Source organism: Sphingomonas sp., from assembly GCF_040398505.1.
Lineage (GTDB): Bacteria > Pseudomonadota > Alphaproteobacteria > Sphingomonadales > Sphingomonadaceae > Sphingomonas.
The window spans coordinates 14,910-40,664 of record NZ_JBBATX010000013.1 but is presented as its reverse complement, the minus strand read 5'-3'; the positions used below and the strand labels follow the sequence as shown (position 1 = coordinate 40,664).

Sequence of the window (25,755 nt, the reverse complement as noted above, 5' to 3'; positions counted from 1 at the left end):
GCGTCAACGTGCCCAGCACAAAGGCCGGCTGAGCCGCGCCAGTGCTGATCAACCCCCAATGCTAATTAACCCACTATACTCGCTGGCCGGCGTGCTCGTCGGGCTAATCGTCGGGTTGACCGGAGTCGGCGGCGGATCGTTGATGACGCCGCTCTTGGTGCTCGCCTTCGGTTTCCACCCCGCAACCGCGGTCGGCACCGATTTGCTCTATGCCGCCGCGACCAAGACCGTCGGCACCAGCGTGCATGGCTGGCGCGGCACGGTCGATTGGGGTGTGGTCGGGCGGCTCGCGCTGGGCAGCGTGCCCGCCGCGCTGCTGACGCTGACGGTGCTGCATTATGCCGGCGAGCAAACCAAGGATACGGGTCGCGCGATTTCGCTCGCGCTCGGCGTCACGCTGATCCTCTCGGGCCTCGCCACGCTGTTTCGCGCGCATATCGTCCGCGCCTTGACGCGCGCGCTGGGCAGGATCGGCAAGGCACGGCTCGCCGGGCTGACTGTGCTGCTCGGCGTGGTGCTCGGCGTTTTGGTCTCGCTCACCTCGGTCGGGGCGGGCGCGCTGGGCATGACCGCGCTGCTGATCCTCTACCCCGACATGCCGCTCAACCGGCTGGTCGGCTCGGACATCGCGCATGCCGTGCCGCTCACCTTGCTCGGCGGGATCGGGCATTGGCTGCTCGGCTCGGTCGACGGGTTTCTGCTGGTGTCGCTATTGGTCGGATCGATTCCGGGAATCGTGGTTGGCAGTGTGATCGCAAGCCGCGTATCGGACCGGATTTTGGGGCCGATCCTGGCCGTGGTGCTGGCGCTGGTCGGCGTGAAATTATTGGGTTTGTTGTGATGGCGCGTCCCGGTTTTGCTTTTTCCTGCCAGTTCAAAGTGCGTTATGCCGAGATTGACGGGCAAAAGGTCGTCTTCAACTCGCGCTACCTCGAATATGCCGATGTCGCGGTCACCGAATTCTGGGAGTGGACCGGCATCGCGGCGGCGCTGGGCGCGGCGTGGGAACGCACCGAATTCCACGTCCGCCATACCGAGATCGACTATTTGCGGCCCTTCGTGCTCGGCGACACGGTCGCGGCGTTCGTGCGGATCGGCCGGATCGGCACGTCGAGCCTGACGCAAAGCTTCGAGCTGTGCCACGCGGAGACGGGCGCGGTGCATACCAAGATCGAGATGGTCATCGTCAACGTCCATTTACCGACGGGGAAGTCCTTGCCGATCGCGCCCGAGGTGCGGGCGTTTCTGGAGGCGTTGCCGGAGGGCTAAACTGTGCACCGGTCAAAGGGGCGACAGGCTGCGTCGCTGCGCGCAATAGATGCACGGCCTTGGCGTTTCAGACAGGCGAGCCCAAATTCCCCGAGCGATGTGCTTCGCCGGATGTTCCGAACATCCCCTAGAGTGATTTGCACCGAGGTTGGTCCACCACACCGTTCGCCCTGAGCCTGTCGAAGGGCATCTTGATACGCGCACCGCCGGCGTGCGGTGAGCAGGGCTTCAACAGCCTCGGATCAAGTCCGGGCCGGACGGATCGGGGTGATCGCACTTCAGAGAAAGGCGCTCCAAATTATAAAAGGCTCACGCTGGTATCTTCGCCATGATCTGCTGCACACCAGCGGGATCCGCCTCGATCATCCGCAATAGCGTGACCGAGCTGCGATCCGGGGCGCGTCGTCCCTGCTCCCAGTCCTGAACGGTCGCGACACTTAGGCGATACGTGTCGGCAAACTTGCTCTGGCTGAGTTTGGTCGCGGCACGAACTGCCTTTACATCCACGGTGGCCACGCGCCCGCGACTATGGTCCCCTTCGGCATAGGCAACGGCATCATCCAGCCCGCCCATGATCTTGTCGAATGCGCTCTTCATATATCTCGCCCTCCGTGGCTTTCACGTCTTGGTCAATGATGCGCGCAGCCGGTCTCCAACACCCGCGAGCGCGTTCTGTTCTGCCTTGGTCAGATTGTCCTTCTCTCCTTTGCCAAACACGGTGAGCAGGAAGACCGGGATATCGCCGCCGCCAAAGAAATAGACGACGCGATAACCGCCCGACTTACCCTTGCCGCGACCGGCAACCCGAACCTTACGCGCCCCGCCCGCGATCGGTGTCCCGCGTAACGGGTTCGTGGCGATCGCAGTTTTCACATCGTCGCACTCTTCTTCCGACATGCCAGCGGCCTTGGCATCGGCGAGATAAGTGTGGGTCTCGATAATCGACTGCACGCCCCTTATATGCGGCATTGCCGTATAGATTGCAAGCGAAATCATGCGGCAATGCCGTACATTCGCCCCACTCTTGGCTCGCACCGTTTCAAACACCCGACGAAACGAGGAACCCTATCGCCAGTCGATGTTGGCGACCCAGCCATCGCCTATGCATAACACTGGGTGCCATTGGGCGTTTACCGCCCGTCCGCTTTCCCGCCTGATAGCGGCCGGTCGGCCCTCGGGCACGATGCACGCGCTGGCGACGGCGGAATGGCGATCGGTGGTGGCAAGCGGACATTGCGCCAGAACTACATACGGGGCAGCATCGCAGTATGAAGCACCCGGAAGCGCAGTTCGTCGTCGAGGTCACGGCAAATGATGAGATTACCTGCCGAGCACCCAAGCAGGCGGATCAGCGTATCAGGATTGCTGACATTGCTTCGGTTTATATCGAGACAAACGACAGCGGCCCTTGGGGAGCAGACGTTTGGTGGCTTCTAAACGACGACACCGGACAGACACGGGTGGCGTTCCCGCAACTGGCGACCGGTGAAGACGCGGCGCTCGAACGGTTGCGACAACTCTCCGGTTTTGAGGTGCGGGGGATGAACTCGGGCGAGAACGCCCGCTTCATGTGCTGGCCGACGCCTGCCCCCTGAGTGTCCGCTTGTGGGGGGGCTTTCTGCCTGTCCGCTTTCCCCACGATTAGCTGCTGGTCGGCCTCCCCTGAAGAGGAGGAGGCAAACGTCCGGGTCACCGCGCGACAAACCTACTTCGTAAACCCAACCGTCAAATCGAACCGGATCTTCACCCACGCCCCGATCATCGGCTTCCCCCCGATCCGTGGCGGGCGCACGCGGAATTGCCACGCCGCCAGCCTTAGCGCTCGCGACAGGCCGCCCCCCGGCGGCGATTCGTCGATCGAGCGGCAATTCTCCACCCGAAAATCGGGCGCGGTGCGGCACGCGATCAACGCCCAGCCCGTCCCCTTGGCATAATCCTTCAAATACGGGGCCAGTTCGGCGTCGCGCGGCTCGCGATACCATTCGGCATTGTACAGCGCGCCGCCGCCCGGCCCCTGCCCCGGCCCGTACGCCGCAACGCTGTCGCGGCCGCTGCTCTCGCCGTCGCCCGCGCCCTGCGCCGACGGGATCTTGCCGATGTCGGACGCGGCAAAGTCCTGCGGGCTGAGCTGGATCAGCTTGGTCGGCGGTGCCTTGACCGCCGCTACCGGCGGCGCGACCGGCGGCGGCGGCGCGGCGGACGCGGTCTTGACCGGGTTGCGCTTGCTCGCGACCTTGGTCTTTTGCGCTTCCTTGGCGATCGGCGGGCCGACCGGGCGGACATCGAAGGTGCTCAGCCGCGGCTGCTTCTCGATCTTTGTGAACATCCCGCTGCCCAGCGTCGTCAACAGCAGCAAAATCAGGCCTTCGACGATCAGCGCAAGCACGATCCCGCGCCAACGCGGCCGGTCCGATGCGGGACTATAGGAATCGGCGCTCATCGCCGGCTTGCCTAGGGCGCGCCGTGCCGCGCTGCAACAGAGACGGCGTGACGCAATCGTGACCTTTTGTTCACGTCATACCACGTTCGCAAAAGAGCCCCTCCCCTTAGGGGAGGGGGGACGTCACGCGATATCGGCCGAAGCCGTCGTCCAGCCCAGCGCCGGGACGGTGACCGAGCGCTTGCCCGCCAGATCGATCCGCGTGACGAGCAGCCCGCGCCCCTCAATATAGCCGAGCACGCGCCGCGCGCGGCCGATCGACGACGTGCCATAGGTCCGCGCGAGTTCGGCATCGCTCGGGCACGGCGCGCCCTCGCGCGCGGCACGCGCCACCAGCAGGAAGCAGCCGAGCATTTCGTCGGGCAAATCCTGCGCCGCTGCGATCACTTCGGCCCAATCGGTGTCGAGCCCATCGAAAATCCCCGCGCGCGCCGCCGCCAGCCGGCGCGAGAAAGCCGACGGATCGAGCGGCGCGGGATGCACCCCGACCATCCGGCAGCGCACCTGAAAGTCCTGATACAGCACCGCTGCCGGGCGCGACGCCGCATCGGGATCGGCGACGATCGCGTGGAGCACATCGCCAATCACCTGCGCCAGTTGCGCGGCATCATAGCGGGGCTCCGGGGCTGCGCGATCGGGCGCTGCCACGGTTTCGATCCGGTCGAGCAGGTGCTCGGCCAGCGGAGGACGCGGCGGCGGCGGCGGCGGCGGCGGCGGGGCGGGTCGCACCGGCTCCTCCATTTCGGCGAACAGGAATTGCCGCATTTCGCCCGCTTCCTGCTGCGGCAGCGGCGTCAGCGTCGGCCCGCCGCCGCGCGAACCCGTCTCGACCGGCCCGATCCGGATCGCCACCGGCCGCCGCGACACCGCCGGCCCGAGCGCGAGGAAGGTGCCGCGGGCGAGATCGCGAATCTGTTCGGCCTGCCGCCGCTCCATCCCGAGCAGATCGGCCGCGCGCGCCATGTCGATGTCGAGAAAGGTGCGCCCCATCAGGAAATTGGAGGCTTCGGCCGCGACATTCTTGGCGAGTTTGGCGAGCCGCTGCGTCGCGATGATCCCGGCCAGACCGCGCTTGCGCCCGCGGCACATCAGGTTGGTCATCGCGCCCAGCGACGCGCGCCGCACCTCCTCGGTCACTTCCGCGCCCATCGACGGCGCGAAGATTTGCGCCTCGTCGACCACGACCAGCGCGGGATACCAATGTTCGCGCGGGGCATCGAACAATGCCGACAGGAACGCGGCGGCGCAGCGCATTTGCCCCTCCATTTCGAGGCCCTCCAAATCGAGCACGACGGAGGTGCGATGTTCGCGGATTCTGGCACCGAATTTTGCAACTTCGGCGATCGAATACTCCATTGCCGAAATCGCGATGTGGCCATAGGCGTCGCCCAGCGTCACGAAATCGCCCTCTGGATCGATGATGATTTGCTGCACTTGCCCGGCGCTGCGTTCGAGCAAGCGCCTGAGAAGGTGCGATTTTCCCGAACCCGAATTGCCCTGGACGAGCAACCGCGTCGCGAGCAATTCCGCCAGATCGATCGGCACGGACTGGCCCGCGCCGTCGAGCCCCATGTCGACCTGAAACGTCATCCGAAGCGCATGAACGATGCCGGGGGGCAGGGGCAAGGGATAACGATATCCGGCGGCCTAGCATCGGCGCGGCTAGGTAGATTCCGGTGCTCCCGCGTGCCGGGGGCGCGTGGTATTTTGCCAGCTATGCATGCGCCAAGCCATCATCTCACCACCCGCACCGGGTTCGCGTTTCATGTCCGCCCGGCCCGGCCCGAGGATGAGGCGACCGTCGCGGAGTTCTTCACCCACGTCACGCGCGAGGATCTGCGCTTCCGCTTCCTGAGCGGTCTGTCCGAGGTCGGGCACGACCAGATCGTCGCGCTGACGCATGTCGATCATCGCTGGTCGGAAAATTTCCTCGCCTTTACCGCCGACGGATCGACGATGATCGCGACTGCGATGCTCGCCTGCGATGCGACGTTCGACCATGGCGAGGTCGCGATCGCGCTGTCGAAGGATTATAAGCGCCACGGCATCGGCTGGGAATTGCTGGCGCATGTCGCACGTTTTGCCGAGACAAAGGGCGTGCGCGTGCTCGAAGCGATCGAGGCACGCGAGAATCACGCCGCGATCGAGCTGGAACGCGACATGGGCTTCACGGTCGAACCTTATCCCGGCGACCCGACACTGCTGCTGGTCAGCCGCAAGCTCATGGCCGATGGCTTGCCGCCGGGAGCGACCCCGCGCGCGCTGTAAGTGCCGCGACATGCCGCGCGATCTGCTGGCCCTCCTGGGACGGCATGGTGCGCGAGGGGATGGCACCGGCGAAACCCAAGTCCGCGCAAATCGCGGCACGCACAACCGCGTCATGCTCGCCAATGCCGCCGGTAAAGACGATCAGATCGGCACCCCCCAGCGTCGCCAGCATCCCGGCAATCGCCTTGGCGACGGAGCGGCAGAAGATGCGGATGGCGAGGTCGGCGGCGGCATCCCCGGCGACATGCAGCGCCCGCACATCCGCCGATCGCCCCGACAGGCCGAGCAGCCCGGATTGCCGGTCGATGACGCCCTCAAGCGCGACCGCGTCCATGCCGCGCTCGCGCAACAGATAGAGCAGCACGCCGGGATCGATATCGCCGGTGCGCGTGCCCATCACCACCCCGCCCGACGGGGTCATCCCCATGCTCGTGTCGACCGAACGCCCGCCGCGCACCGCCGTCACGCTCGCGCCACTGCCGAGATGCGCGATGATCAACCGCTCGGGGACCGCTCCACCGAGCTGCGCCAGGATCGATTCGCACGACAGGCCGTGAAAACCGTATCGACGGATGCCGTCGCAGCGCAGCGCCGCAGGCAGCGGCAACACCGCCGCGACATCAGGCAGATCAGCATGGAAGCCGGTGTCGAAGCAGGCGATTTGCGGCACGCCGGGATAGCGCGCCTGCGCCTGCGCGATCATCGCCAGCGCAGCCGGCCCGTGCAGCGGCGCAAAGGCGCTCGCCCGCTCTAGTCGGGCAAGCACCGCCGGATCGATCAGCACGGGTGCGTGCAAATCGACGCCGCCATGTACGATGCGGTGCCCGACCGCGTCGGGGCGCGCGTCGCCGATGGACGCGAACAGATCCGTGTCGGCCTCGGCCTGCGGCACCTCGCCTGCGGACACCTCGACCACCCGCTCGCGCGTCTCATACACCCCGAATTTCACCGACGACGACCCGCCATTCAGCGTCAGCACGCGCATCACCGCGTCCAGTGCCAGTCGCGTATCTCGGGCAAATCCTCGCCATGCTCGGCGATATAGAGTTTGTGGCGCTCGATCGCGGTCCAATAGACTGCGCGGGCCTTGGCGACCATGTGCGCGAGCCGGGGGATGCGTTCAATTGCGTCGAGCGTCAGGCGGTAGCGATCGAGATCGTTGAGCACGACCATGTCGAACGGCGTGGTCGTCGTGCCCTCCTCTTTATAACCGCGCACGTGGAAATGGTCGTGGTTGGGCCGTCGGTACGTCAGCCGGTGGACCAGCGTCGGATAGCCGTGGAACGCGAACACAACGGGTTTGTCGGCGGTGAACAGCGCGGTGAAGGCGCGATCGTCGAGGCCGTGCGGATGCTCGGTCTGCGGCTGCAGCACCATCAGATCGACGACGTTGACCACGCGGATGCGGATGTCGGGCACGTGCTGTCGCAGCAGCGTCACCGCCGCCATCGTCTCCAGCGTGGGCACGTCGCCCGCGCACGCCATCACGACATCGGGCTCGCCCGCATCACTCGCCCATTCCCACACGCCTGCCCCGGTCGTGCAATGCCGCACGGCATCGTCGATCCCGAGCCATTGCCATTCGGGCTGCTTGCCCGCGACGATGACGTTCACATAGCCGCGGCTGCGCAGGCAATGGTCGGCCACTGACAACAGGCAATTCGCGTCGGCCGGCAAATAAATCCGCGCAACCTCCGCTTTCTTGTTGGCGACGTGATCGAGGAAGCCCGGATCCTGATGCGACAGGCCATTATGGTCCTGCCGCCAGACGTGGCTGGTCAGCAGATAGTTGAGCGAGGCGATCGGTCGCCGCCACGGGATGCCGCGCGTCACCTTGAGCCATTTGGCATGCTGATTGACCATCGAATCGACGATGTGGACGAACGCTTCGTAGCAGCTGAACAGCCCGTGCCGCCCGGTCAGCAAATACCCTTCGAGCCAGCCCTGGCAGAGATGCTCGCTCAGCACTTCCATCACGCGGCCATCGCGGTCGAGATGCTCGTCGACGGGCTCGGTCTCCCCCACCCACGCCTTGCCCGTCACGTCATAGACCGCCTGCAAGCGGTTCGAGGCGGTCTCGTCGGGGCCGAACAAGCGGAAATTGGCGCTCGCCATGTTGAGCGCCATCACGTCGCGCAAATATTTGCCAAGCGTCGCGGTCGCCGCCGCCTTGACCGCGCCGGGATCGGGAACGGCGATGGCGTGATCGCGAAAATCGGGCAGGACGAGCGGCTTGAGTAATTCCCCGCCATTGGCGTGCGGATTGGCGCCCATGCGGCGGTGGCCAGTCGGGCTGAGCGACGCATAGTCTTCGCGGAATTTGCCGGTCTCGTCGAACAGGTCGTGCGCGTCATAGCTTTTGAGCCACGCCTCAAGCTGGACGAGATGCTCGGGGTCCGTGAAGTCGGCGATCGGCACTTGATGCGCGCGCCACGTCCCCTCGACGGGCTTGCCGTCGACGCTCTTCGGGCCGGTCCAGCCCTTGGGCGTCTGCAGCACGATCATCGGCCAGCGCCGCCGCGGCGGATTAGGCGCGCCACTCCTCGCCTCGGCCTGGATCGCCTGGATCTCCGCCAGCACGCGGTCCATCGTCGCGGCGAGCGCTTGGTGCACTGCCGCTGGTTCGTCGCCGACCACGAAATGCGGTTCATGGCCGTAACCACGCAGCAGATCGGTCAACTCTTCGCGCCCGATCCGCGCGAGTACGGTCGGATTGGCGATCTTGAAGCCGTTGAGGTGCAGAATCGGCAACACCGCGCCATCGCGCGCGGGGTTGAGGAATTTGTTGCTGTGCCAGCTTGTCGCGAGCGCGCCGGTTTCGGCCTCGCCATCGCCGACGACGCAGGCGACGATCAGATCGGGATTGTCGAACACCGCGCCATAGGCATGCGCCAGCGCATAGCCGAGTTCGCCGCCCTCATGGATCGAGCCCGGCGTTTCGGGCGCGACATGGCTCGGGATGCCGCCGGGCCAGGAAAATTGCCGGAACAGCCGGTCCATCCCGCCGGTGCTGCGCTCGATCGCGGGGTAACGCTCGGTATAGGAGCCTTCGAGATAGGTGTTGGCGACGATCCCTGGCCCGCCATGCCCCGGCCCGATCACCGCGATCATGTTGAGATCATGCTGCACGATCAGCCGGTTGAGGTGGACGTAGAGCAAGTTCAGCCCCGGCGTCGTGCCCCAATGCCCGAGCAAACGGGTCTTGACGTCGGCCAGCGTCAGCGGTCGATCGAGCAAGGGATTGGACCGCAGATAGATTTGCCCGACCGACAGATAATTCGCCGCGCGCCAATAGCCGTGCATCCGGCGCAGCATATCGGGCGACAGCGTTTCCGGCGGGAGCGGAGCGTCCGCTGGCAGGGCGGAAGCAATCGGTTCGGGCATGGGAATTCCTGTGACCGCGGGCGAGCCTAACTCATGCCCGCGAACGCCGGCGCGCGGGAGCATCGGAAACTACGCACGCCGCAGAGGCCGGTTAGCAGCGCGCGCAGCACGCAACCGTCGGTTCAGCGCTTCGGCTTGAGGAACCGAATCGTCATGCGGTCGCTCTCGCCGATCGCGGCATATTTGGCGCGATCGACAGCGCCCAATTGATAGGTCGGCGGCAAGGTCCACACACCGTCGGGATAATCCGCTTTATCCTTGGGATTGGCGTTGATTTCCGACAAGGCCGCGACCTGAAAGCCGGCCCGCTTGGCGAAGCCGATCACGCTCGACACCTTCATATACCCGCTCTTCTCCTCGGCTGCGGCATCGCGCGCTTCGGGCAAGCGATGCTCGACGATGCCGAGCGTCCCGCCGGGCTTGAGCATGCGATACATTTCGGCGAAGGCGGCCTGGGTCCGGTCGACCCCGGCAAAGCGCAGATTATGGATATTGCGGAAGGTCAGCACGACATCGGCGCTGCCCGTCGGCACGACGGGTTCGCCGGCCGCCGCCGGAAAGGCGGCAAGCTTGACCTTGCCGTAAACCGCCGGGTTGGCCGCTTGCAGCCGCTTGACGCCGTCGAGCCCCTTGGCCCAGCCGCCCGCGGCATAATAAGTGCCGCGCGTGTTCAGATACGGGGCGAGGATTTCCGTATACCACCCGCCGCCAGGGATCAGTTCGACCACGGTATCGGTCGGCTTCACCCCGAAAAAGGCCAGCGTCTGCGCCGGATGGCGGGCGGAATCGCGCGCGACATTGGCGGGCGTGCGCGAGGGCACCGCAACCGCCTTGGCGAGCTCCTCGCGCACCCCCGCCACCTGGCCAACCGCGACGCCGGAGACGGCGATGGCAACCGCACCGACAGCGAGCTTGATCATCCTCATACGCACGGCATTTCTCCTGGAAATCTAGGGCCGAACAGTGCGAGGCAATGGCGTCCGATGCAAGCCGGTTGCGGTCATCGTCGAACGCTCGCGGGACTGGGCCGCACCGATCGATCAGTCGGCACGCGATCGACGATCCGGGCGAGCGTTGACCGCAGCGCCGCAAACGCCGGCGTATCGTCCTGCGTCTTGCCCAACCGCACCAGCACCAGCCCCTGGTCGGGCGAGGCGATTACGAATTGCCCGAGATGCCCGAGGCACGAGACGAGCGTATCGGGTCCGTGCCCGGGAAACAGCGCCGGCACCCGATCGGCCCCGCCCGCACGATTGAGCCATAGCTGACCGCCATATTCGCGATTGGTGGGGGACGGCGTCTTCATGAAGGCAAGCCAGTCGGGATCGACGATGCGTTGCCCGTCGCGACCCTGACCATCGAGCAGCACTTGCCCCAAACGTCCATAATCATCGAGCGTCATATAGATCAGCGACCCGCCGATCTGCGTCCCGCTCCCGTCGAAATCCAGCATCGCGCTCGTGATGCCGGCCGGACCGAACAAGCGGCGCTGCGCGAAGGCGCGATAGATCCGTGCGCGCTCCTTGGGGTCAGCGCTCGCGGTCAGCGTCCGGGTGATGATTTCGCTCAAAATGAGCGTGGTCAGCGAGCTATATTCGAACGTCTTGCCCGGTTGCGCCTCGAGCGGAACGCCGATCGCGCGCTGCGCCATCGCCTGCGTGCCGCTGACGAACAGGACCTGATTGGTGTCGGACGCCTCGACCGGGTTGCCGACTTCGGTATGCCGCAAGCCCGATGACATGTTGAGCAGCATCCTGAGCGTGATCGCGCGGCGCGGATCGTTCGCCCCGTGCCATTCCGCGACGGGCGCGGGCGCATCAAGCGCGAGCTTTCCATCGGCCACCAGTTCGCCGACGAGAATCGCGGTCACCGTCTTGGCCATCGACCAGCTGACGAAGCGGTTCGCATCCGAATAGCCGGGTTCGTACACTTTCGCGACCACCCGCCCGTCGCGGATCATCAGCGCGGCCCGCGTCTCGCCCACGCCAGCGGAGAAGAGCGAATCCAGCGGCGTAGGGCTGGTGGCAGCGGGTGCGCTGCCCGCAACAAGTATGGCGGCGAGCATCATCCAATGGCTGTTCTTTTGCATATGCCAAGCCTAGGCTCGGTGGTGATGAATGCAAGACGCACCCTCTTTCCCGCGATGATCGGCGCGGCGCTGATCGCGGGCGGCGCAGGCTTTGCGTGGGTTGCCGCGCACCGCGCGCAACTGGAACTCGGCGTGGGCTATGCCGCGCGGGTGGCGTGCGGGTGCCGTTATGTCGATGGACGGTCGCTGGGCGATTGCCACAAGGATTTCGAACCGGGCATGGAGCCGATCCGGCTCTCGGAAAACCCCGCGACCAAGGTCGTTACGGCATCGGTCCCGCTGATCGCGCGTCGCAGCGTGCGCTACGATCCCGTACTCGGCTGCCAGCCCGAGCCGTTCGGCGGAACCGCGCTGATCGTCAAACACTGACGATCCGCCGCACCGCTTAACGGCGCAACGCCGCGCTTTTGTCGCGGATCGCCTTGAATTCCGAGGTCGGTTTCCAGCTCGGCCACGCCGCGGAATTCGCCACCTCGCGGCCGATCGTCAGCATCACGTCGATATCCTGCTTGGCCCCGGCCAGATTCCAGTCGGGCGACCAGGCATCGCAGGTCTGGTGGTAGCATTTACCGGTATAAGCATCGATCCACGCCTGCCCGGCCGCCACGCCGCCGGTCTCCAGATCGGACGCACCCGCGATCCCCATTTGCAGCAGGACGGGCACGCCGCGCTTGGCCAGGCTGAAATGGTCGGCGCGGTAGAACAGCCCGCGCTCGGGCAAGCCCTCGGGCGTGACCCGCCGGCCCTGCGTCGCCGCGATCCGCGCCATATCGTCCTGCAGACTGTCTTGCCCGACGCCAACGAGGATCACGTCCTTCGCGCGCCCGGCGGTTTGCAGGATATCGATCGTGAGGTTCGCCGCGGTCGTCTCGAGCGGATAGACCGGGTGCGTCGCATAATATTCGGAGCCAAGCAGCCCGCGCTCCTCGGCGGTCCACACCGCAAATGCAATCGTGCGGCGCGGTGCTGGCTCCGCCTTCAGGATGCGCGCAATGTCGAGCAAGGCGGCCACCCCCAGCCCGTCGTCATTCGCACCGGGGCGGATCGTCTTGCCGTCCTTATCGGCCGGGCCAACGCCATACGCGTCCCAATGCGCGCCGAGCATCACGGTCTCGGCGGGCGCAACGACGCCAGGAATCTTGGCGAGGACGTTGTGGCTCTCAACCACTTCATGGCTGACCGGGATCGCGGCGGAGAAGGTCGCGCCCTTGAGCAGCACCGGCTTGAAGCCGCTTTGCCGCGCGGCAGTGCGCAGCGTGGCGAAATCGAGCCCCGCGCCCTTGAACAACGCGGTCGCGGCATCGCCGTTCAGCCAGCCTTGCAAGCGCAGGCTGGTAATCTGCGCGGCCGGGCGCACGATGTCATAGGCTTCGCCCTGCCCCGAAACCACGACGTTCCAGCCATAGCCGGCACCCGGGCTATCATGGACGATCAGCGCGCCGATCGCGCCGCGCCGCGCCATTTCTTCGAATTTATAGGTCCAGCGGCCATAATAGGTCATCGTCCGGCCGCCGAACTTGCCGAAGGCGGCATCGCCTTGCACCGCTTCGAAATCGGGATCGTTGACGAGAATGACCGCGACCTTGCCGTGCAGATCGACATCCTTGAAATCGTCCCAGCCGCGTTCGGGCGCGGTGACACCATAGCCGACAAAGACGAGCGGCGCGTTCGCGATCACGGCCTTGTCGTTGGGCTGGAGCGACCAGGCATAGGCTTGCACGCCGCGCGTCCAGGCCTGCCACGCGCCCTTGACCGACACGCCGAACGTCTCGGGCTGCCCGAGTTTGGTGTGGAGCAGCGGCACCGTCTGCGTCCATGTCCCGTCCGGCCCACCCGGCTGCAGGCCGAGCGCCGCGAAGCGCTTGGTGAGATAGTCGATCGTCACGGCTTCCCCGGGCCCGCCCGGCGCGCGGCCATGAAAGGTGTCGGACGAGATGTCCTGCACCGTCTTGGTGATTGCGGCAGTATCGACGCCCTGGGCGAAGGCAGGGGTCGCGACGGCGAGCAAAGCGAGCGGGATCATGTGTTTCAGCATGGCCGCCACTCTAGCGTCGCAGGGTCAGCCGACAAGCCGTTGATCGCGTGCCGTTCTGCCCTATGGTCAATTCACGCCGATCTCACGCCCGGAGCCTGCCCGATGAAATATCCTTTGCTGCTCGCCGCCTCTATGGCGCTGCTCGCCGCGCCAATCGCCGCGCAGCAAACGCCGTTTCCGCCGAGCGACATTCCGAAGAGCTTCGCCACGCCGATCGAGGCGCGCGATTATGTGAAGCGCGAAGTGATGATCCCAATGCGCGACGGGACCAAGCTCTACACCGTCATCGTCTTTCCCAAGGGGCTGAGCAACGCGCCGATCGTGCTGACGCGAACACCCTATAACGCCAAGGGCCGCGCCAAGCGGATGGACAGCCCGTCGATCCTTTCCACCCTGCCGCTCGCCGACGAAATCTTCGTCAAGGGCGGCTATATCCGCGTCTATCAGGACATTCGCGGCAAGCATGGATCGGAGGGCGACTACATCGTCACCCGCCCGGTCCGCGGGCCGCTCAACCCGACCACGACCGATCATGTCACCGACGCCTATGACACGATCGACTGGCTGGTGAACAAGGCGAACCTGCCCGAATCGAACGGCCGGGTCGGGATGATCGGATCGTCCTACGAAGGCTTCACTGTCGTGATGGCGCTGCTCGCGCCGCATCCCGCGCTGAAGGTCGCGGTGCCCGAAAGCCCGATGATCGACGGCTGGATGGGCGACGACTGGTTCCATTACGGCGCGTTCCGCCTCGCCAATATCGGCTGGGTCGGATCGCAGACCGGATATAAGGGCGAGGGCAGCGAACCAGCCACCGGCATTTACGACAATTATGAGGAATTCCGCCGTCTGGGCGGGGCGAATGAATGGGCGAAGAAATCCGGCTTCGATCAATTGCCCGCCTGGCAGAAGATGGTCGCACACCCCGCTTATGACGGGTTCTGGCAAGGCCAGGCGCTCGACACATTGCTCGCCGCCAATCCCTCCAACGTGCCGACGCTGTGGGAGCAGGGGCTGTGGGATCAGGAGGATATGTACGGCGCGATCACTGCGTGGGAGGCGCTCAAGGCCAAGGGCAAGATCGGCAACAATTTCCTGGTGATGGGGCCGTGGCGGCACAGCCAGGTCAATCGCGAAGGGCGCTCGCTCGGGCCGTTCCAATGGGATGGCGATACCGCTGCGCAGTTCCGCGAGAAAATGGTGCTGCCGCTGTTCGACCAATATTTGAAGGACGGGCCACCCGCCAATCTGCCCGCCGCGACGATCTACAATACCGGCGAGAATAAGTGGGACCGCTTCGCCACTTGGCCGCTCGCCTGCGAACATGGCTGCGCCGCGCCGCTCAAGCGCCTGTTCCTTCAGGCCGATGGCGGTCTGGGCTTCGACAAAGGCGCGCCGGGCGGCGATTCTTACGTCTCCGATCCCGCCAAGCCAGTGCCGCATTTGCCGCGTCCGGTGAACTTCGGCGACGGGCGCTGGGGTGATTGGTTGGTCAGCGATCAGCGCCATGCCGATGGCCGCCCCGACGTCGAAACCTATGTCACCGATGTGCTGAGCGCGCCGATGCGGCTGTCGGGTGCGCCGATCGCCGACATCTACGCCAAGACCACCGGCAGCGACGGCGATTTCGTGGTCAAGCTGATCGACGTCTTCCCCGATGAAGTGGCGAGCGATGCCAAGATGGGCGGGTATCAGCTCCCGATCAGCCTCGACATCTTCCGCGGCCGTTACCGCGACAGTTTCGAAAAGCCGGCCGCGATCCCGGCGGGCAAGACGCAGCGCTATCGCTTCCGCCTGCCGAGGGTGAACCACGTCTTCCAGCCCGGCCACCGCGTGATGGTGCAAGTCCAGTCGAGCCTGTTCCCGCTCTACGATCGCAACCCGCAGACCTTCGTGCCCAATATTTTCCTGGCAAAGAAGGCGGATTACCAGAAGGCGACGGTCACGATCGAACGCGGCGGCGCGAGCGCGAGTGCGGTCTGGCTGCCGCTGGTGCCAGCGGGGAAGTGAGCGCTTAGCTTGGTGCCAGCAAAAGGCGTTCAAGATCAGCCGGTGTGTTAACGTTCGGAATGGGCCGCAGGAGAGCGATCGGATCGGCATCGATCGCCGCGATCCAGCCGCGCATCGATCGGCGCGGGTCAGTGTCGATATGCGCGATCAGCGCATCGAACAGGTTAGCAGGCCAATAGCCAATGATCGGCGCGTCGGTCACGAACGTCGCGCGTTCCGACTTGCCCAAGCGGGATAGCAGATCGGGATCAAGGATCGGCGTGTCGCAACCGACCGACAGCACCCCGGCATAACCGTACCGCTGCGCATATCGCAGCGCCCCCGCGAGTCCGCCGAGCGGGCCGAGGTCGGGATGCGGCACATCGGCGACGGCTTCCATCCCCGGCGGCGGTGCCGGGTGCCCGCACACGACCAGCCCCTCCACGAACGGCGCGAGCGCATCGGCCACGCGCGTAATCATTGGTCGCCCGCCCAGATCGGCGAGCGCCTTGTCGCTGCCGAAGCGGCGCGATTGCCCGCCAGCCAGGATCGCGCCGAGGATTTTCACACAGAAACCGTCAGGATCGCGTCGGGCCGCGCCAGCACCACCAACGTCAGCCCGCATTCGTTCGCGCGGGCGATGGCAAGGTCAGTCGCCGCCGAGATCGTCACCAGTGTGGCACAGCCCGACAGTGCGGCTTTCTCGACCAGCTCATAGCTGCAGCGCGACGACAGCAAGGCGAAGCCGCCGTCCCACGCCGCGCCCGCGCGGGCCATCGCGCCAATCACTTTGTCGAAGGCGTTGTGCCGCCCGACATCTTCGCGCACGGCAAGAATCTGCCCGTCCTGCGAACAGCGCGCGGCGGCGTGGACGGCCCCGGTGCTGCGATTGAGCGGCTGATGGTCGCGCAGTTCGGCCAGCGCGCGGAAGATCGCCTCGGCGGGAATCGGCGGCTGCGCGGGCACCGGCGGTAGCGGCCGCAGCGCCTGTTCGAGATTTTCGATCCCGCACAGCCCGCACGACGAATCCGAGGTACGGTGCCGCACGCGCTCAAACAAAGCGGGCGCGCGGTCCGCGGACAGCGTCACGCGCACGATCTCCCCCTGTTCGGTCGTGTGGCACTCCACATCGACGATCTCGTCGCGGTGCGACACCAGCCGTTCGCTCAGCGCGAAACCGACCGCGAAATCGTGCAAGTCGCACGGCGTCGCCATCATCACGGCATAACCGATGCCGTTGAACTCCAGCGCGATTGGCCGTTCGAGCGGAACGCTGCGCGCGATCGGCTCGGCCGACCCGTCGCGCGCGGTTCGGACGAAAGCGACGCTCGCCTCCCCGTTCACGCCCCGGCTCAAACCGAGTCCGCGACGATCCGCACCGGCACCGATTTCGACGCGGGCGTCTTCGACAGATCGTCATGCAGCCCAATCGGAACCAGCACATTGCACTCGGGATAATAAGACGCGACCGTCCCGCGTGGCAGGCGATACGCCGTCAGTTTCAACCCACCGAGCTGCCGGTCGATCCCGTCATCGCTATCGGTGATCATTCGCACCATCTGCCCGTCGCGCAATCCCGCATCGGTGATGTCGTCGGGGTTCATCAGCACAACGTCACGCGTGCCCTCGATCCCGTGGAAGCGATCGGAATAGCCATAGATCGTCGTGTTGAACTGATCGTTCGAGCGGATCGTCATCAAGCGATAGCGTCCCGGCGCATCCTGAAAACCGACCGCATTAAGCGCGCCCGGCGTGGTGAACACCGCCTTGCCGCTTTCGGTCTTCCAGATCCGCTGGTGCGCGCCATTGCCGCGGTAGAAACCGCCGGGTTCGAACATGCGAGCATTATAGTCGCGGAAATCCTCCGGATAGGTCCGTTCGATCAAGTCGCGGACAAGGCCGTAATTGGCGGTCCAGTCATCCCAGCACAGCTTGTCGTTCGGCGCGACCGCCGCCTTGGCAATGCCGGTCACGATCGCCAATTCGCTTTTCACGCTATCCGAAACCGGCGCGCGCTTGCCCACCGATCCGTTGATCATCGAGAAACTGTCTTCGGTCGTGACCACCTGATTGCCGCCCGCCTGCGCGTCGATCTCGTAGCGGCCAAGGCAGGGCAGAATATAGGCCTGCTTGCCCGGGAACAGGTGGCTGCGATTAAGCTTGGTCGAGACCATGACGGTCAGGTCCTGCGCGCCCCACGCTTGCTCCAGCCGCTGCTGATCAGGCACCGCACGCAGCAAATTCCCGCCGAGGCAGACGAAGGCGCGGACCTTGCCCGCAAACAGCGCCTCCGTCGCTTCGACGATGTTCATGCCATCGTCGCGCGGCGAGGTGATGTCGAACAAAGCGTCGATCGTATCGAGTGGCACGAGATGCGCCTTTTCCGCGATCCCGACGGTACGCTGACCCTGCACATTGCTATGCCCGCGCACCGGACAGCAGCCCGCGCCGGGCCTGCCGATATTGCCGCGCAGCAGCAACAGATTGACCAGCATCGCCACGTTGAGCGAACCATGCGCATGCTGCGTCAGGCCCATGCCGTACACGCCGATCACGCGTTCGGCCTTGATGTACACCTGCGCCGCATCGCGGATCGCCGCTTCGGTCAGTCCGCTCTCGTGCGTGATCTCGGCCCAGTCGGCAGCGCGGCACGTCGCGATGAACGCGTCGAACCCGGTGGTATGCTCAGCGACAAAGGCGTGGTCGATCACCGCCGCCTCGCCTGCGGCGGACGCCGCATCATCGGCCTCGACCACGCATTTGCACATGCCGAGCAACACCGCGATGTCGCCGCCCGCCTTCAACTGGTGATATTGGTCGGAGATCTTGGTCGCCTTGCCGGTCAGCATCGCCGCCGGGCTTTGCGGGTCAACGAACGACACCAAACCCTGTTCGATGATCGGGTTGAAGGTGACGATCTTCGCGCCGCGCTCCTTGGCGTCCTTCAGCGGGTGGAGGAAGCGCGGGCTATTGGTGCCGGGATTCTGCCCGAAGAAGAAAAACGCATCGGCCTTGGCGAGATCGTCCCACACGATCGTCCCGACCGGTGAGCCGATCACCTTGGTCAGCCCGACCGAGGTCGTCTCGTGGCACATGTTCGAGCTTTGCGGCAGATTGTTGGTGCCAAACGCGCGCGCCAGCAACGCATAGAGGTATGACGCCTCGAGCCCGGCATGGCCCGACGCGTAGAACACGGCGTGGTTCGGCTCGAGCGGCTTAAGTGCCGCGCCGATCCCGGCAAAGGCCGCGTCCCAGCTGACTTCGACATAGCGATCGCTCGTTGCGTCATAACGCAGCGGATGGGTCAGCCGTCCGGTCTTTTCCAGATCGTGATCGGTCCAGTCGCGCAACGCGCTGACGGTATGGCCCTTCTCCGCCCAGAACGCCGGCGTGCAGCGCGCGCTGGTCAATTCCCACAACGTCGCCTTCGCGCCATTCTCGCAAAATTCGAACGCGGCATAATTTGCCGGTTTGGGCCAGGCGCAGGAAACGCACATCACACCCTTGGGCTTGTTGAGCTGGCCGAGCGTGGCAAGCGACGCCGGAGACGCCCAGCTTTCGCCGAAGATCCGGGCGATGCCCTTGAGCGATCCCCAGCCCCCGGCGGGTCCGGGTGAATGCGGCAAATCACGCTGATCGGTCATGCTCTTCTTTCGCTTGGACACTCGCACCCTAGCCATAACGTCTAGGTCTGCGGAAGGGTGCTTATGCGGCTCACAGGTCGCGCAGCGCCTCGGCCGGGCGCGCGCGCAACGCGGGCAAGCTCCCCGCCACACCGGCGCCGAGCGTCATCACCGCGGCACTCGCCAGCGTCGCTGCGACCACGTCCCAGCGCGGTGCCCAGGCGATGTCGAACACCTGGCGCACGACGAACCACCCTGCCCCCGCGCCGATCGTCAGCGCGACGACCGCGAGAATCGCCGACAGGATCGCATATTCGAGTCCCTGTGCGCCCAGCACTTGCCGGCTGCTCCCGCCCAGCAACTTCAGGATCACGGCATCGTAGCGGCGCGCACGGCCCGATGCCGACACCGCACCGATCAGTACCGCAATCCCCGCCGCCACCGTCACCGCCGCCGCGGCGCGGATCGCGAGCGCAACCTGCGCGAGTACCGCGCCGACTTGCCCGATGACGTCGCCGACGCGGATCAGCGTCACCGACGGGAGCGCCTCGGCGACCTGTCGGGCAATTGCACCGTCACGCTCGGGCGCGGCATAGACGCTGGCGAGCAGCCCATGCGGCGCTTCCTCGATATAGCCGGGCGAAAAGACGATCGCGAAGTTGAGGCCGAGCCCGCCCCAGTCGATCGTCCTGAGCGCCGCGATCCGCGCGGGTACCTCGACCCCGAGTACCGACACGGTGATGCTGTCGCCGACCTTGAGGCCGAGCACGGCCGCCGCTTTGTCCTCCAGCGAAACGAGCGGGGGTCCGCGATAGTCAGTCGGCCACCATTTGCCCGCCGCCACGACATTACGCGGCGGGAGCTGCGCCGAATAGGTGATCGTCCGGTCCCCGCGCAGCACCCACGCGCCTTCGGGTAAGGTCTTCATGTCGGCGACGCGCTGCCCGCGCAGCGCGACGATCGCACCGCGCAGCGATGGCAGTGATTCGAGTCGCGCGTCGGGGGCGGCCCCCCGCACCGCGCTGGCGAAGGTCGCCGCATCTCCCGGCTGAAGGTCGATCGCGAAGAAACGCGGGGCCTTGGTCGGGGCGGCATTGCGCAATTCCGACGAAAGACTCGAATCGATCACCGACAACGCGACGAACAGAGAGAAACCGAGGCCAAGCGCCACCACCAGCCGATCGGTCTGCGCGCCGGGCCGGTGCAGGTTGGCGATCGCGAGCCGCAAGAGCGGCGTGCGCGCACGCGGCAAGCGCGCGGCGACGAGCCGGATGGCGATGCCGATCAGCCACAACACAGCGATCACCGCCGATACCGCGCCGACAAAGCCGAGCGCAAGCAACTGGTTCGACGCCGTCAGCACCGCAAGCGCGACGAGCGCCGCGACCAGCAGCGCCATCACCGCCAGCACGCCCGGTGCGGGCCAGCGGCGTGGTGCGAGCGCATCGCGCAGCAAGGTCGCAGCAGGCACATCGCGCGCCCGTGCCAGCGCGGGAATCGCGAACAACAAGGCGACGAGCAAGGCGAGCAGCGCGGCGGTCGCCAGCGGCACCGGGTAGAGCGCGAGCCGTGGCGGCACCGGCAGCGCCGCCCCGACGAGCCCGGTCACGATCCACGGCACCGCCGCGCCGATCAGGAGCCCGGCAGCGATCCCGCCCGCCGCAACAAGCCCCAATTGCGCGAGGAAGATCGCGGCGATCGTCCGCGCGGTTGCGCCCAGCACTTTCAGCGTCGCGATGATCTTCGCCTTGCCTGCAAGGTAGGCCGCGACCCCGCTGCCAACGCCCACCCCGGCAATCGCCAGCGCGGCAAGCCCGACCAGCAACAGGAACTGGCCGAACTGATCGATTCCGGTCCGCAGCCCCCCCGCCGCGCGGTCACTCGTCTTGGCGGTCCACCCAGCACCACCGAGCCGCGCGAGCAAGCGCTCACGCACCGCCTGCGCGCGCTCGGCACGCGGCAGCACGATGCGATAATGGCTCTCATACAAGCTACCGGGCTGCACCAAAGCGGTCGCGTCCAGCCCGGCCAAATCGACCAGCACTGGCGGCCCCAAGGTAAAGCCAGCCCCGAGGCGATCGGGTTCCTCGGCGATGATGCCGATCACGCGCAACCGCGCCATGCCCAGCCGCAGCGTGTCGCCGGGTTTCACGCGCAGCCGTTCGGCAAGCGCGGGGGCGACCGCGATCTCGCGGCCGTGGGGTCGATCCGCCAGCGCGCCCGGCGCGAGCCGGAAGCGTCCGACCAGCGGCCACGCCGCGTCGGTCCCGCGCAAATCGACCAAGGTCGCAGGCCCGCCAGCATCCGCCATCCCGCGCATCGACACCGTCTCCGCGACGCGCCCGGCTTGCGCGAACAGCGCAAGCTCCTCGACCGTCGCGCGGCGTTGCGACACGCTGAATTCGACGTCGCCCCCCAAAATTTGCCGCCCATTGGCATCAAGCGCGGCAATCATGCTCGCGGCAAGACTCCCGATCCCGGCTAGCGCCGCCGTCCCCAGGAACAGGCACGCCGCGAGCAGCAGCAACCCGCGACCGCCCCGCCGCAAATCCCGCACCGCAAGCCGCCAGGCAATGCTCAAGCGGTAAGCCGATCCGCGACGATCCGGCCATCCGCCAGATCAATCACACGCGCACACCGTGCCGCCAGCGCGGCGTCGTGCGTGATGACGAACAGCGTCGTGCCGCTTGCCGCGTGGCGTGCGAAGAGCAAATCCATGATCGCCACGCCCGTTGCAGTATCGAGATTGCCGGTCGGTTCATCGGCAAAGATCAAGGCGGGCTGCGCCACCAGCGCGCGGGCGATCGCGACGCGCTGCTGCTCGCCGCCCGACAATTGCGCGGGATAATGGCCGGTGCGGTGGCCGAGGCCGACGGCGGCCAGTTCGGTCGCGGCCCGCGCAAAGGCGTCGCGCTCGCCCGCCAGCTCGAGCGGTACCGCGACATTTTCGAGCGCGGTCATTGTGGGCAGCAAATGAAAGGCCTGCAGCACGATCCCGATCCGCCCGCGCCGCGCAATCGCCAGCGCGTCTTCGTCGAGCGCGGTGAAATCCAGCCCGGCGACCTCGATCGTCCCGCCGCTCGGCTGTTCCAGCCCCGACAGCACCGCCATCAGCGACGATTTGCCCGATCCCGAGGGACCGAGCAGCGCAACGCTCTCCCCGGCGGCGACGCTCAAGTCGATCCCGCGCAGGATTTCGACGCGCGCCGGCGCCCGGCCGAGCGCGAGGGAGACATTGCGCGCGGAGATCAGCGCGCTATCTGGGGGGTATGCTATCGTCACGTCTCAAGCGATATGGATGGTCGCGGCGAATTGTCCATCTCGCGCTGCTGTTCTTTGTCGCAATTGCCCCCACCGCCGACGCATCGCCGCGCGCGCCGTTGATCTGGGCGTTCGGCGACAGCCTCAGCGCGGGCTATGGCTTGCCGCCCGCTGCCGGCTTCACCGCGCGGTTGCAGGTGGCGCTGCGAAAAGCAGGTGTCGCCGCGACGGTGCGCAATGGCGGGGTCTCGGGCGACACGGCCGCACAGGCGCGCGCGCGGCTGCGCTGGGGGTTGCGCGGACTGGGCGCGTCGCCCGATCTGGTGATCGTCGAACTCGGCGCGAACGACATGCTGCGCGGGCTGCCCGTACCCCAGGCCAAGGCCAATCTCGATGCGATCCTGACCGAATTGCACAACCGCCGTATCCCGGTGCTGCTGGCAGGGATGCGCGCCGCGCCCAATCTCGGACCCGACTATGTACGCGCATTTGACGGCATGTATCCGGCGCTCGCCGCAAAGCACCAAGTGCCACGCTACCCGTTCTTCCTCGATGGCGTCGCCGGGAACCGGCGCTTGCTCCAGGCCGATGGCTTGCATCCCAATGCGCGCGGGGTCGATATCATCGTCGCGCGGCTGCTGCCGCGCGTGCGGCAAGCGTTGAAGGGCCGATAGCGCGTGGAACTCGACGACCAGTTCCGCCGCTATTTCGGCACGAGCGACCTCGCCACGCTGACCCCGGCCGCGCTGGCGGCAGGGACCGAGCATATGCGCGTCGCGTTCGGGCTGGAAAAGGATCGCAACCGCCGCTTTGCGTTATGGACGCTGATGCACATGCTCGGCGTCGCACCCGACCTCGATATCGCCTTCGCCGCGCCAGAAGATCGCGACGCTGCCCGCCGCTTCATGGAAATGACCGAGCGGATCGACGAGGACTGAGCGCACCCGGCGTTAAATTTCGCTATCAATGAGGACTAAACCAGAACCCGTTCGCCCTGAGCTTGTCGAAGGGCAGCGTGCCACACGTCCGACGCCGTTTATGGCAGGCAGGGCTTCGACAGCCCCGGATCAAGTCCGGGGCCGAACGGGTTGGGGGGAGTCGAACGTAGAGCGCGATGCGCTAGACAGATATCACCTCGAACAATTGCGGCTCTTCCACCGCCGCTGCGGCTTGGTCGAAATTCGACACCGTCACCCCAACCAGCCGGATCGCCTTTTCGGTCGGCAGCACCGAGCGGATCAACTCAAGGCTGACATCGCGCAGCTCGGCATAGGTTGCGATCGGAACGGCCCTGCTGCGGCTGCGCGTGATTTGGCGGAAATCGGCATATTTCACCTTCACCGTCGCGGTCCGGCCAAAGGCCTGCCGCGTCTCGCACCAGCCCCACACGTCATCGACCATCCGCAGCACGCCCGCCTCGATCGCCGCATTCTCCGTCAGATCCTCGCGAAAAGTCGTCTCCGATCCCGACGATTTGCGCACCCGATCGGGGTTGACCGGGCGGTGATCGATCCCCCGCGCGATCGCATGATACCATTCCGCCGAACTGCCGAAATGGCGTTGCAGGAAATCGAGCGGCTTGGCGCGGAGATCGCCCCCCGTTTCGATGCCGAGCCGCTTCATCTTCTGCGCGGTCACCGGCCCGACGCCGTGGAAGCGCGAGACCGGCAACGTCTCGACCCACGCTTCGCCCATGTCGGGCGTCACCGCGAATTGACCGTTGGGCTTGCGATGGTCCGATGCGAGCTTCGCCAGGAATTTGTTGTACGATATTCCAGCCGAGGCAGTGAGCCCGGTTTCCGCCAGAATGCGCGCGCGGATTTCCTTGGCAGTCAGCCAAGCCGTCGCGATCCCGCGCCGGTTCGCGGTCACATCCAGATAGGCCTCGTCGAGCGACAGCGGCTGGATAAGATCGCTATAATCAGCGAAAATCGCGTGGATTTGCTGCGAGACGGCGCGATATACCTCGAAGCGCGGCGGCACGAACACCAGATCGGGACAGCGCCTGAGCGCGGTGACCGACGGGAGTGCGGATTTGACCCCGAAGATGCGCGCCTCATAGCTCGCCGCCGCGACCACGCCGCGCGCGGCCCCATGCCCGACCGCAACGGGCCTCCCGCGCAACGACGGGTCGTCGCGCTGCTCCACCGACGCGAAGAACGCGTCCATGTCGACGTGAAGGACCTTCCTGACGGCGGACTCGGCAAGCATGGGGGAGTCCTAGCACAACTCGAACATAGTAAGAACAAAGATCGCGGCCGCATCGTGGGTAGGATCACGCGGTCGATCATGGTAGCGCCGCGCGTCCGGCATTGGTGCCGCGCGAACGCCGCATGTCGGCTCGAACGAAAGGCGCTGCTGCTGCGCTATGCCATCCACGGATGAAACATTGCCGGAATTGGGCTGGACCGCCTTTTTCAGCGACCAGCTGTCGCGCGAAGAAGCGGAGTGCTGCACCCCGGTTCGCGTGATGACCGTCCATCGCGGCCAGATCACCGTCGCCAGCGCCGGTGCGACCTTCTCGGTTTCGCCTTACATCCCCGGCGCTACGCCCACCGACGACCATCCGACCGTCGGCGACTGGCTGCTGGTCGACGCCGCCACGCAGCAACCGACGCGCGTGTTGCGTCGGCGCAATCTGTTCAAGCGGCGGGCTCCGGGCGATCCGCGCCGCGAGCAAATGATCGCGGCGAATATCGACACGCTCTTCATCGTCGCCTCGTGCAATCAGGATTTCAGCGTCGCCCGGCTGGAACGCTATCTGGTGCTGGCGCGCGAAGTCGGGGTGGCCCCTGTCGTGGTCCTGACCAAGACCGATTTGACCGACACCCCGCAGGATTTCGCCGCCGCAGTGCGCGCGATCGAGCCCGGCTTGCGCGTCGAACTGATCGATGGCCGCGATCCCGCCAGCGCAGCCGGCCTCGCGGCCTATTGCGGCACGGGCCAGACCGTCGCGCTGCTGGGCTCCTCGGGCGTCGGCAAGTCGACTTTGGTCAACACGCTGCGTGGGTCAGACAGCATCCCGACCCAGGCGATCCGCGAAAGCGACGATACCGGGCGCCACACCACCACGGTGCGCGCCATGCATCGGCTCGCCGGCGGCGGCTGGCTGCTCGACACGCCGGGCATGCGCGAACTGCAACTGTCAGATGCAACCGCCGGGATCGCGGAGGTTTTCGATGATTTTGTCGAAGTCGCGCAACGCTGCCGGTTCTCGGACTGTGCGCATGGCGGCGAACCCGGCTGCGCGATACGCGCCGCGATCGACGCGGGCGTTCTGCCGGTCGAGCGATTCGATCGCTGGCAGCGACTGGCGGCAGAGGACAGCCCCGCCCCCGCCTATCCCGGCAAGCGCCGCCGGTAACCGGACCGAACGCGGTGCAACGCCGTGGGCGAC

At 66.1% G+C, this 25,755-nt stretch carries 24 protein-coding genes; 9 read left to right on the top strand and 15 right to left on the bottom strand.

Going from position 1 to position 25,755, the window contains the following annotated elements; all coding sequences use genetic code 11:
• The first annotated feature begins 58 nt into the window (after positions 1-58).
• A complete protein-coding gene (locus ABWP09_RS03455) occupies positions 59-841 on the top strand; it encodes a sulfite exporter TauE/SafE family protein (RefSeq protein ID WP_353203768.1) in 783 nt (260 codons plus the stop codon).
• Positions 841-1,269 (top strand): acyl-CoA thioesterase, encoded by a 429-nt coding sequence (locus tag ABWP09_RS03450; RefSeq protein WP_353203766.1) that lies wholly within the window; start codon positions 841-843, stop codon positions 1,267-1,269. Before ABWP09_RS03455 ends, ABWP09_RS03450 begins: the two co-directional genes overlap by 1 nt.
• 309 nt (positions 1,270-1,578) lie before the next feature.
• On the opposite strand, the gene ABWP09_RS03445 is transcribed toward ABWP09_RS03450, so the two are convergent.
• Both ABWP09_RS03445 and ABWP09_RS03440 read right to left on the bottom strand, forming a co-directional pair.
• A complete protein-coding gene (locus tag ABWP09_RS03445) occupies positions 1,579-1,866 on the bottom strand; it encodes a helix-turn-helix domain-containing protein (RefSeq protein WP_188448190.1) in 288 nt (95 codons plus the stop codon).
• 21 nt (positions 1,867-1,887) lie between these two features.
• The gene (locus ABWP09_RS03440; protein ID WP_353203765.1) at positions 1,888-2,316 is read right to left on the bottom strand and encodes a type II toxin-antitoxin system RelE/ParE family toxin; all 429 of its coding nucleotides are present in this window, start codon (positions 2,314-2,316) and stop codon (positions 1,888-1,890) included.
• 221 nt (positions 2,317-2,537) lie between these two features.
• Between ABWP09_RS03440 and ABWP09_RS03435 the strand changes: the two genes are divergently transcribed.
• Positions 2,538-2,864, top strand: a complete 327-nt coding sequence (locus tag ABWP09_RS03435; protein ID WP_353203764.1) for a hypothetical protein — start codon at positions 2,538-2,540, stop codon at positions 2,862-2,864.
• A gap of 110 nt (positions 2,865-2,974) precedes the next feature.
• Here ABWP09_RS03435 and ABWP09_RS03430 read toward each other — a convergent pair whose 3' ends face one another.
• Both ABWP09_RS03430 and ABWP09_RS03425 read right to left on the bottom strand, forming a co-directional pair.
• Positions 2,975-3,709 (bottom strand): hypothetical protein, encoded by a 735-nt coding sequence (locus tag ABWP09_RS03430; protein ID WP_353203763.1) that lies wholly within the window; start codon positions 3,707-3,709, stop codon positions 2,975-2,977.
• Positions 3,710-3,832: 123 nt separating this feature from the next.
• Positions 3,833-5,299 (bottom strand): helicase HerA domain-containing protein, encoded by a 1,467-nt coding sequence (locus ABWP09_RS03425; protein ID WP_353203767.1) that lies wholly within the window; start codon positions 5,297-5,299, stop codon positions 3,833-3,835.
• A 126-nt stretch (positions 5,300-5,425) separates the two neighbouring features.
• On the opposite strand from ABWP09_RS03425, the gene ABWP09_RS03420 reads away from it, so the two are divergent.
• Positions 5,426-5,977, top strand: coding sequence for a GNAT family N-acetyltransferase (locus ABWP09_RS03420; RefSeq protein WP_353203762.1), 552 nt, complete (start codon positions 5,426-5,428; stop codon positions 5,975-5,977).
• Here ABWP09_RS03420 and ABWP09_RS03415 read toward each other — a convergent pair.
• The 4 genes from ABWP09_RS03415 to ABWP09_RS03400 form a co-directional block, all read right to left on the bottom strand.
• The gene (locus ABWP09_RS03415) at positions 5,931-6,962 is read right to left on the bottom strand and encodes an acetate/propionate family kinase (protein ID WP_353203761.1); all 1,032 of its coding nucleotides are present in this window, start codon (positions 6,960-6,962) and stop codon (positions 5,931-5,933) included. The genes ABWP09_RS03420 and ABWP09_RS03415 overlap by 47 nt on opposite strands.
• On the bottom strand, positions 6,962-9,361 hold the full coding sequence (locus ABWP09_RS03410; RefSeq protein ID WP_353203760.1) for a phosphoketolase family protein: 2,400 nt from the start codon (positions 9,359-9,361) through the stop codon (positions 6,962-6,964). Before ABWP09_RS03410 ends, ABWP09_RS03415 begins: the two co-directional genes overlap by 1 nt.
• A 122-nt stretch (positions 9,362-9,483) precedes the next feature.
• A complete protein-coding gene (locus ABWP09_RS03405; protein ID WP_353203759.1) occupies positions 9,484-10,287 on the bottom strand; it encodes a class I SAM-dependent methyltransferase in 804 nt (267 codons plus the stop codon).
• 74 nt (positions 10,288-10,361) lie between these two features.
• Entirely contained in the window at positions 10,362-11,450 is a 1,089-nt protein-coding gene (locus ABWP09_RS03400; protein WP_353203758.1) for a serine hydrolase domain-containing protein, read from the bottom strand.
• On the opposite strand from ABWP09_RS03400, the gene ABWP09_RS03395 reads away from it, so the two are divergent.
• Positions 11,433-11,819: a hypothetical protein gene (locus ABWP09_RS03395; RefSeq protein WP_353203757.1), complete on the top strand. Its 387-nt coding sequence runs from the start codon at positions 11,433-11,435 to the stop codon at positions 11,817-11,819. The two genes, ABWP09_RS03400 and ABWP09_RS03395, sit on opposite strands and share 18 nt — an antisense overlap.
• A gap of 16 nt (positions 11,820-11,835) precedes the next feature.
• On the opposite strand, the gene ABWP09_RS03390 is transcribed toward ABWP09_RS03395, so the two are convergent.
• Positions 11,836-13,485: a M20/M25/M40 family metallo-hydrolase gene (locus ABWP09_RS03390; RefSeq protein WP_353203756.1), complete on the bottom strand. Its 1,650-nt coding sequence runs from the start codon at positions 13,483-13,485 to the stop codon at positions 11,836-11,838.
• A 102-nt stretch (positions 13,486-13,587) separates the two neighbouring features.
• On the opposite strand from ABWP09_RS03390, the gene ABWP09_RS03385 reads away from it, so the two are divergent.
• Entirely contained in the window at positions 13,588-15,495 is a 1,908-nt protein-coding gene (locus tag ABWP09_RS03385) for a CocE/NonD family hydrolase (protein WP_353203755.1), read from the top strand.
• Positions 15,496-15,499: 4 nt separating this feature from the next.
• On the opposite strand, the gene mobA is transcribed toward ABWP09_RS03385, so the two are convergent.
• The 5 genes from mobA to ABWP09_RS03360 form a co-directional block, all read right to left on the bottom strand.
• Positions 15,500-16,042 (bottom strand): molybdenum cofactor guanylyltransferase, encoded by a 543-nt coding sequence (mobA, locus tag ABWP09_RS03380; RefSeq protein WP_353203754.1) that lies wholly within the window; start codon positions 16,040-16,042, stop codon positions 15,500-15,502.
• On the bottom strand, positions 16,039-16,818 hold the full coding sequence (fdhD, locus tag ABWP09_RS03375) for a formate dehydrogenase accessory sulfurtransferase FdhD (protein WP_353203753.1): 780 nt from the start codon (positions 16,816-16,818) through the stop codon (positions 16,039-16,041). Before fdhD ends, mobA begins: the two co-directional genes overlap by 4 nt.
• 8 nt (positions 16,819-16,826) lie before the next feature.
• Positions 16,827-19,118, bottom strand: coding sequence for an FdhF/YdeP family oxidoreductase (locus tag ABWP09_RS03370; RefSeq protein ID WP_353203752.1), 2,292 nt, complete (start codon positions 19,116-19,118; stop codon positions 16,827-16,829).
• Between the two features lie 70 nt (positions 19,119-19,188).
• Positions 19,189-21,678 (bottom strand): ABC transporter permease, encoded by a 2,490-nt coding sequence (locus ABWP09_RS03365; protein WP_353203751.1) that lies wholly within the window; start codon positions 21,676-21,678, stop codon positions 19,189-19,191.
• The gene (locus ABWP09_RS03360; protein WP_353203750.1) at positions 21,675-22,379 is read right to left on the bottom strand and encodes an ABC transporter ATP-binding protein; all 705 of its coding nucleotides are present in this window, start codon (positions 22,377-22,379) and stop codon (positions 21,675-21,677) included. The genes ABWP09_RS03365 and ABWP09_RS03360 overlap by 4 nt, the downstream gene beginning before the upstream one ends.
• Between ABWP09_RS03360 and ABWP09_RS03355 the strand changes: the two genes are divergently transcribed.
• Together ABWP09_RS03355 and ABWP09_RS03350 are read left to right on the top strand one after the other, a co-directional pair.
• Complete coding sequence (locus ABWP09_RS03355) at positions 22,367-23,032, top strand: arylesterase (protein WP_353203749.1); 666 nt, start codon at positions 22,367-22,369, stop codon at positions 23,030-23,032. The two genes, ABWP09_RS03360 and ABWP09_RS03355, sit on opposite strands and share 13 nt — an antisense overlap.
• 3 nt (positions 23,033-23,035) lie before the next feature.
• The gene (locus tag ABWP09_RS03350) at positions 23,036-23,296 is read left to right on the top strand and encodes a hypothetical protein (protein ID WP_353203748.1); all 261 of its coding nucleotides are present in this window, start codon (positions 23,036-23,038) and stop codon (positions 23,294-23,296) included.
• A gap of 181 nt (positions 23,297-23,477) precedes the next feature.
• Here the strand turns inward: ABWP09_RS03350 and dinB are convergent, their stop codons facing one another.
• Complete coding sequence (gene dinB, locus ABWP09_RS03345) at positions 23,478-24,569, bottom strand: DNA polymerase IV (RefSeq protein WP_353203747.1); 1,092 nt, start codon at positions 24,567-24,569, stop codon at positions 23,478-23,480.
• A 157-nt stretch (positions 24,570-24,726) separates the two neighbouring features.
• Between dinB and rsgA the strand changes: the two genes are divergently transcribed.
• Entirely contained in the window at positions 24,727-25,722 is a 996-nt protein-coding gene (gene rsgA / locus ABWP09_RS03340; RefSeq protein WP_353203746.1) for a ribosome small subunit-dependent GTPase A, read from the top strand.
• The last annotated feature ends 33 nt before the right edge of the window (positions 25,723-25,755 follow it).

Bases quoted from the DNA above. Each gene is read 5' to 3' on its own strand.
- ABWP09_RS03455 (WP_353203768.1), top strand. From the start codon at position 59: ATGCTAATTAACCCACTATACTCGCTGGCCGGCGTGCTCGTCGGGCTA.
- ABWP09_RS03450 (WP_353203766.1), top strand. From the start codon at position 841: ATGGCGCGTCCCGGTTTTGCTTTTTCCTGCCAGTTCAAAGTGCGTTAT.
- ABWP09_RS03445 (WP_188448190.1), bottom strand. From the start codon at position 1,866: ATGAAGAGCGCATTCGACAAGATCATGGGCGGGCTGGATGATGCCGTT.
- ABWP09_RS03435 (WP_353203764.1), top strand. From the start codon at position 2,538: ATGAAGCACCCGGAAGCGCAGTTCGTCGTCGAGGTCACGGCAAATGAT.
- ABWP09_RS03430 (WP_353203763.1), bottom strand. From the start codon at position 3,709: ATGAGCGCCGATTCCTATAGTCCCGCATCGGACCGGCCGCGTTGGCGC.
- ABWP09_RS03425 (WP_353203767.1), bottom strand. From the start codon at position 5,299: ATGACGTTTCAGGTCGACATGGGGCTCGACGGCGCGGGCCAGTCCGTG.
- ABWP09_RS03420 (WP_353203762.1), top strand. From the start codon at position 5,426: ATGCATGCGCCAAGCCATCATCTCACCACCCGCACCGGGTTCGCGTTT.
- ABWP09_RS03415 (WP_353203761.1), bottom strand. From the start codon at position 6,962: ATGCGCGTGCTGACGCTGAATGGCGGGTCGTCGTCGGTGAAATTCGGG.
- ABWP09_RS03410 (WP_353203760.1), bottom strand. From the start codon at position 9,361: ATGCCCGAACCGATTGCTTCCGCCCTGCCAGCGGACGCTCCGCTCCCG.
- ABWP09_RS03405 (WP_353203759.1), bottom strand. From the start codon at position 10,287: ATGAGGATGATCAAGCTCGCTGTCGGTGCGGTTGCCATCGCCGTCTCC.
- ABWP09_RS03395 (WP_353203757.1), top strand. From the start codon at position 11,433: ATGGCTGTTCTTTTGCATATGCCAAGCCTAGGCTCGGTGGTGATGAAT.
- ABWP09_RS03400 (WP_353203758.1), bottom strand. From the start codon at position 11,450: ATGCAAAAGAACAGCCATTGGATGATGCTCGCCGCCATACTTGTTGCG.
- ABWP09_RS03390 (WP_353203756.1), bottom strand. From the start codon at position 13,485: ATGCTGAAACACATGATCCCGCTCGCTTTGCTCGCCGTCGCGACCCCT.
- ABWP09_RS03385 (WP_353203755.1), top strand. From the start codon at position 13,588: ATGAAATATCCTTTGCTGCTCGCCGCCTCTATGGCGCTGCTCGCCGCG.
- ABWP09_RS03370 (WP_353203752.1), bottom strand. From the start codon at position 19,118: ATGACCGATCAGCGTGATTTGCCGCATTCACCCGGACCCGCCGGGGGC.
- ABWP09_RS03355 (WP_353203749.1), top strand. From the start codon at position 22,367: ATGCTATCGTCACGTCTCAAGCGATATGGATGGTCGCGGCGAATTGTC.
- dinB (WP_353203747.1), bottom strand. From the start codon at position 24,569: ATGCTTGCCGAGTCCGCCGTCAGGAAGGTCCTTCACGTCGACATGGAC.
- rsgA (WP_353203746.1), top strand. From the start codon at position 24,727: ATGCCATCCACGGATGAAACATTGCCGGAATTGGGCTGGACCGCCTTT.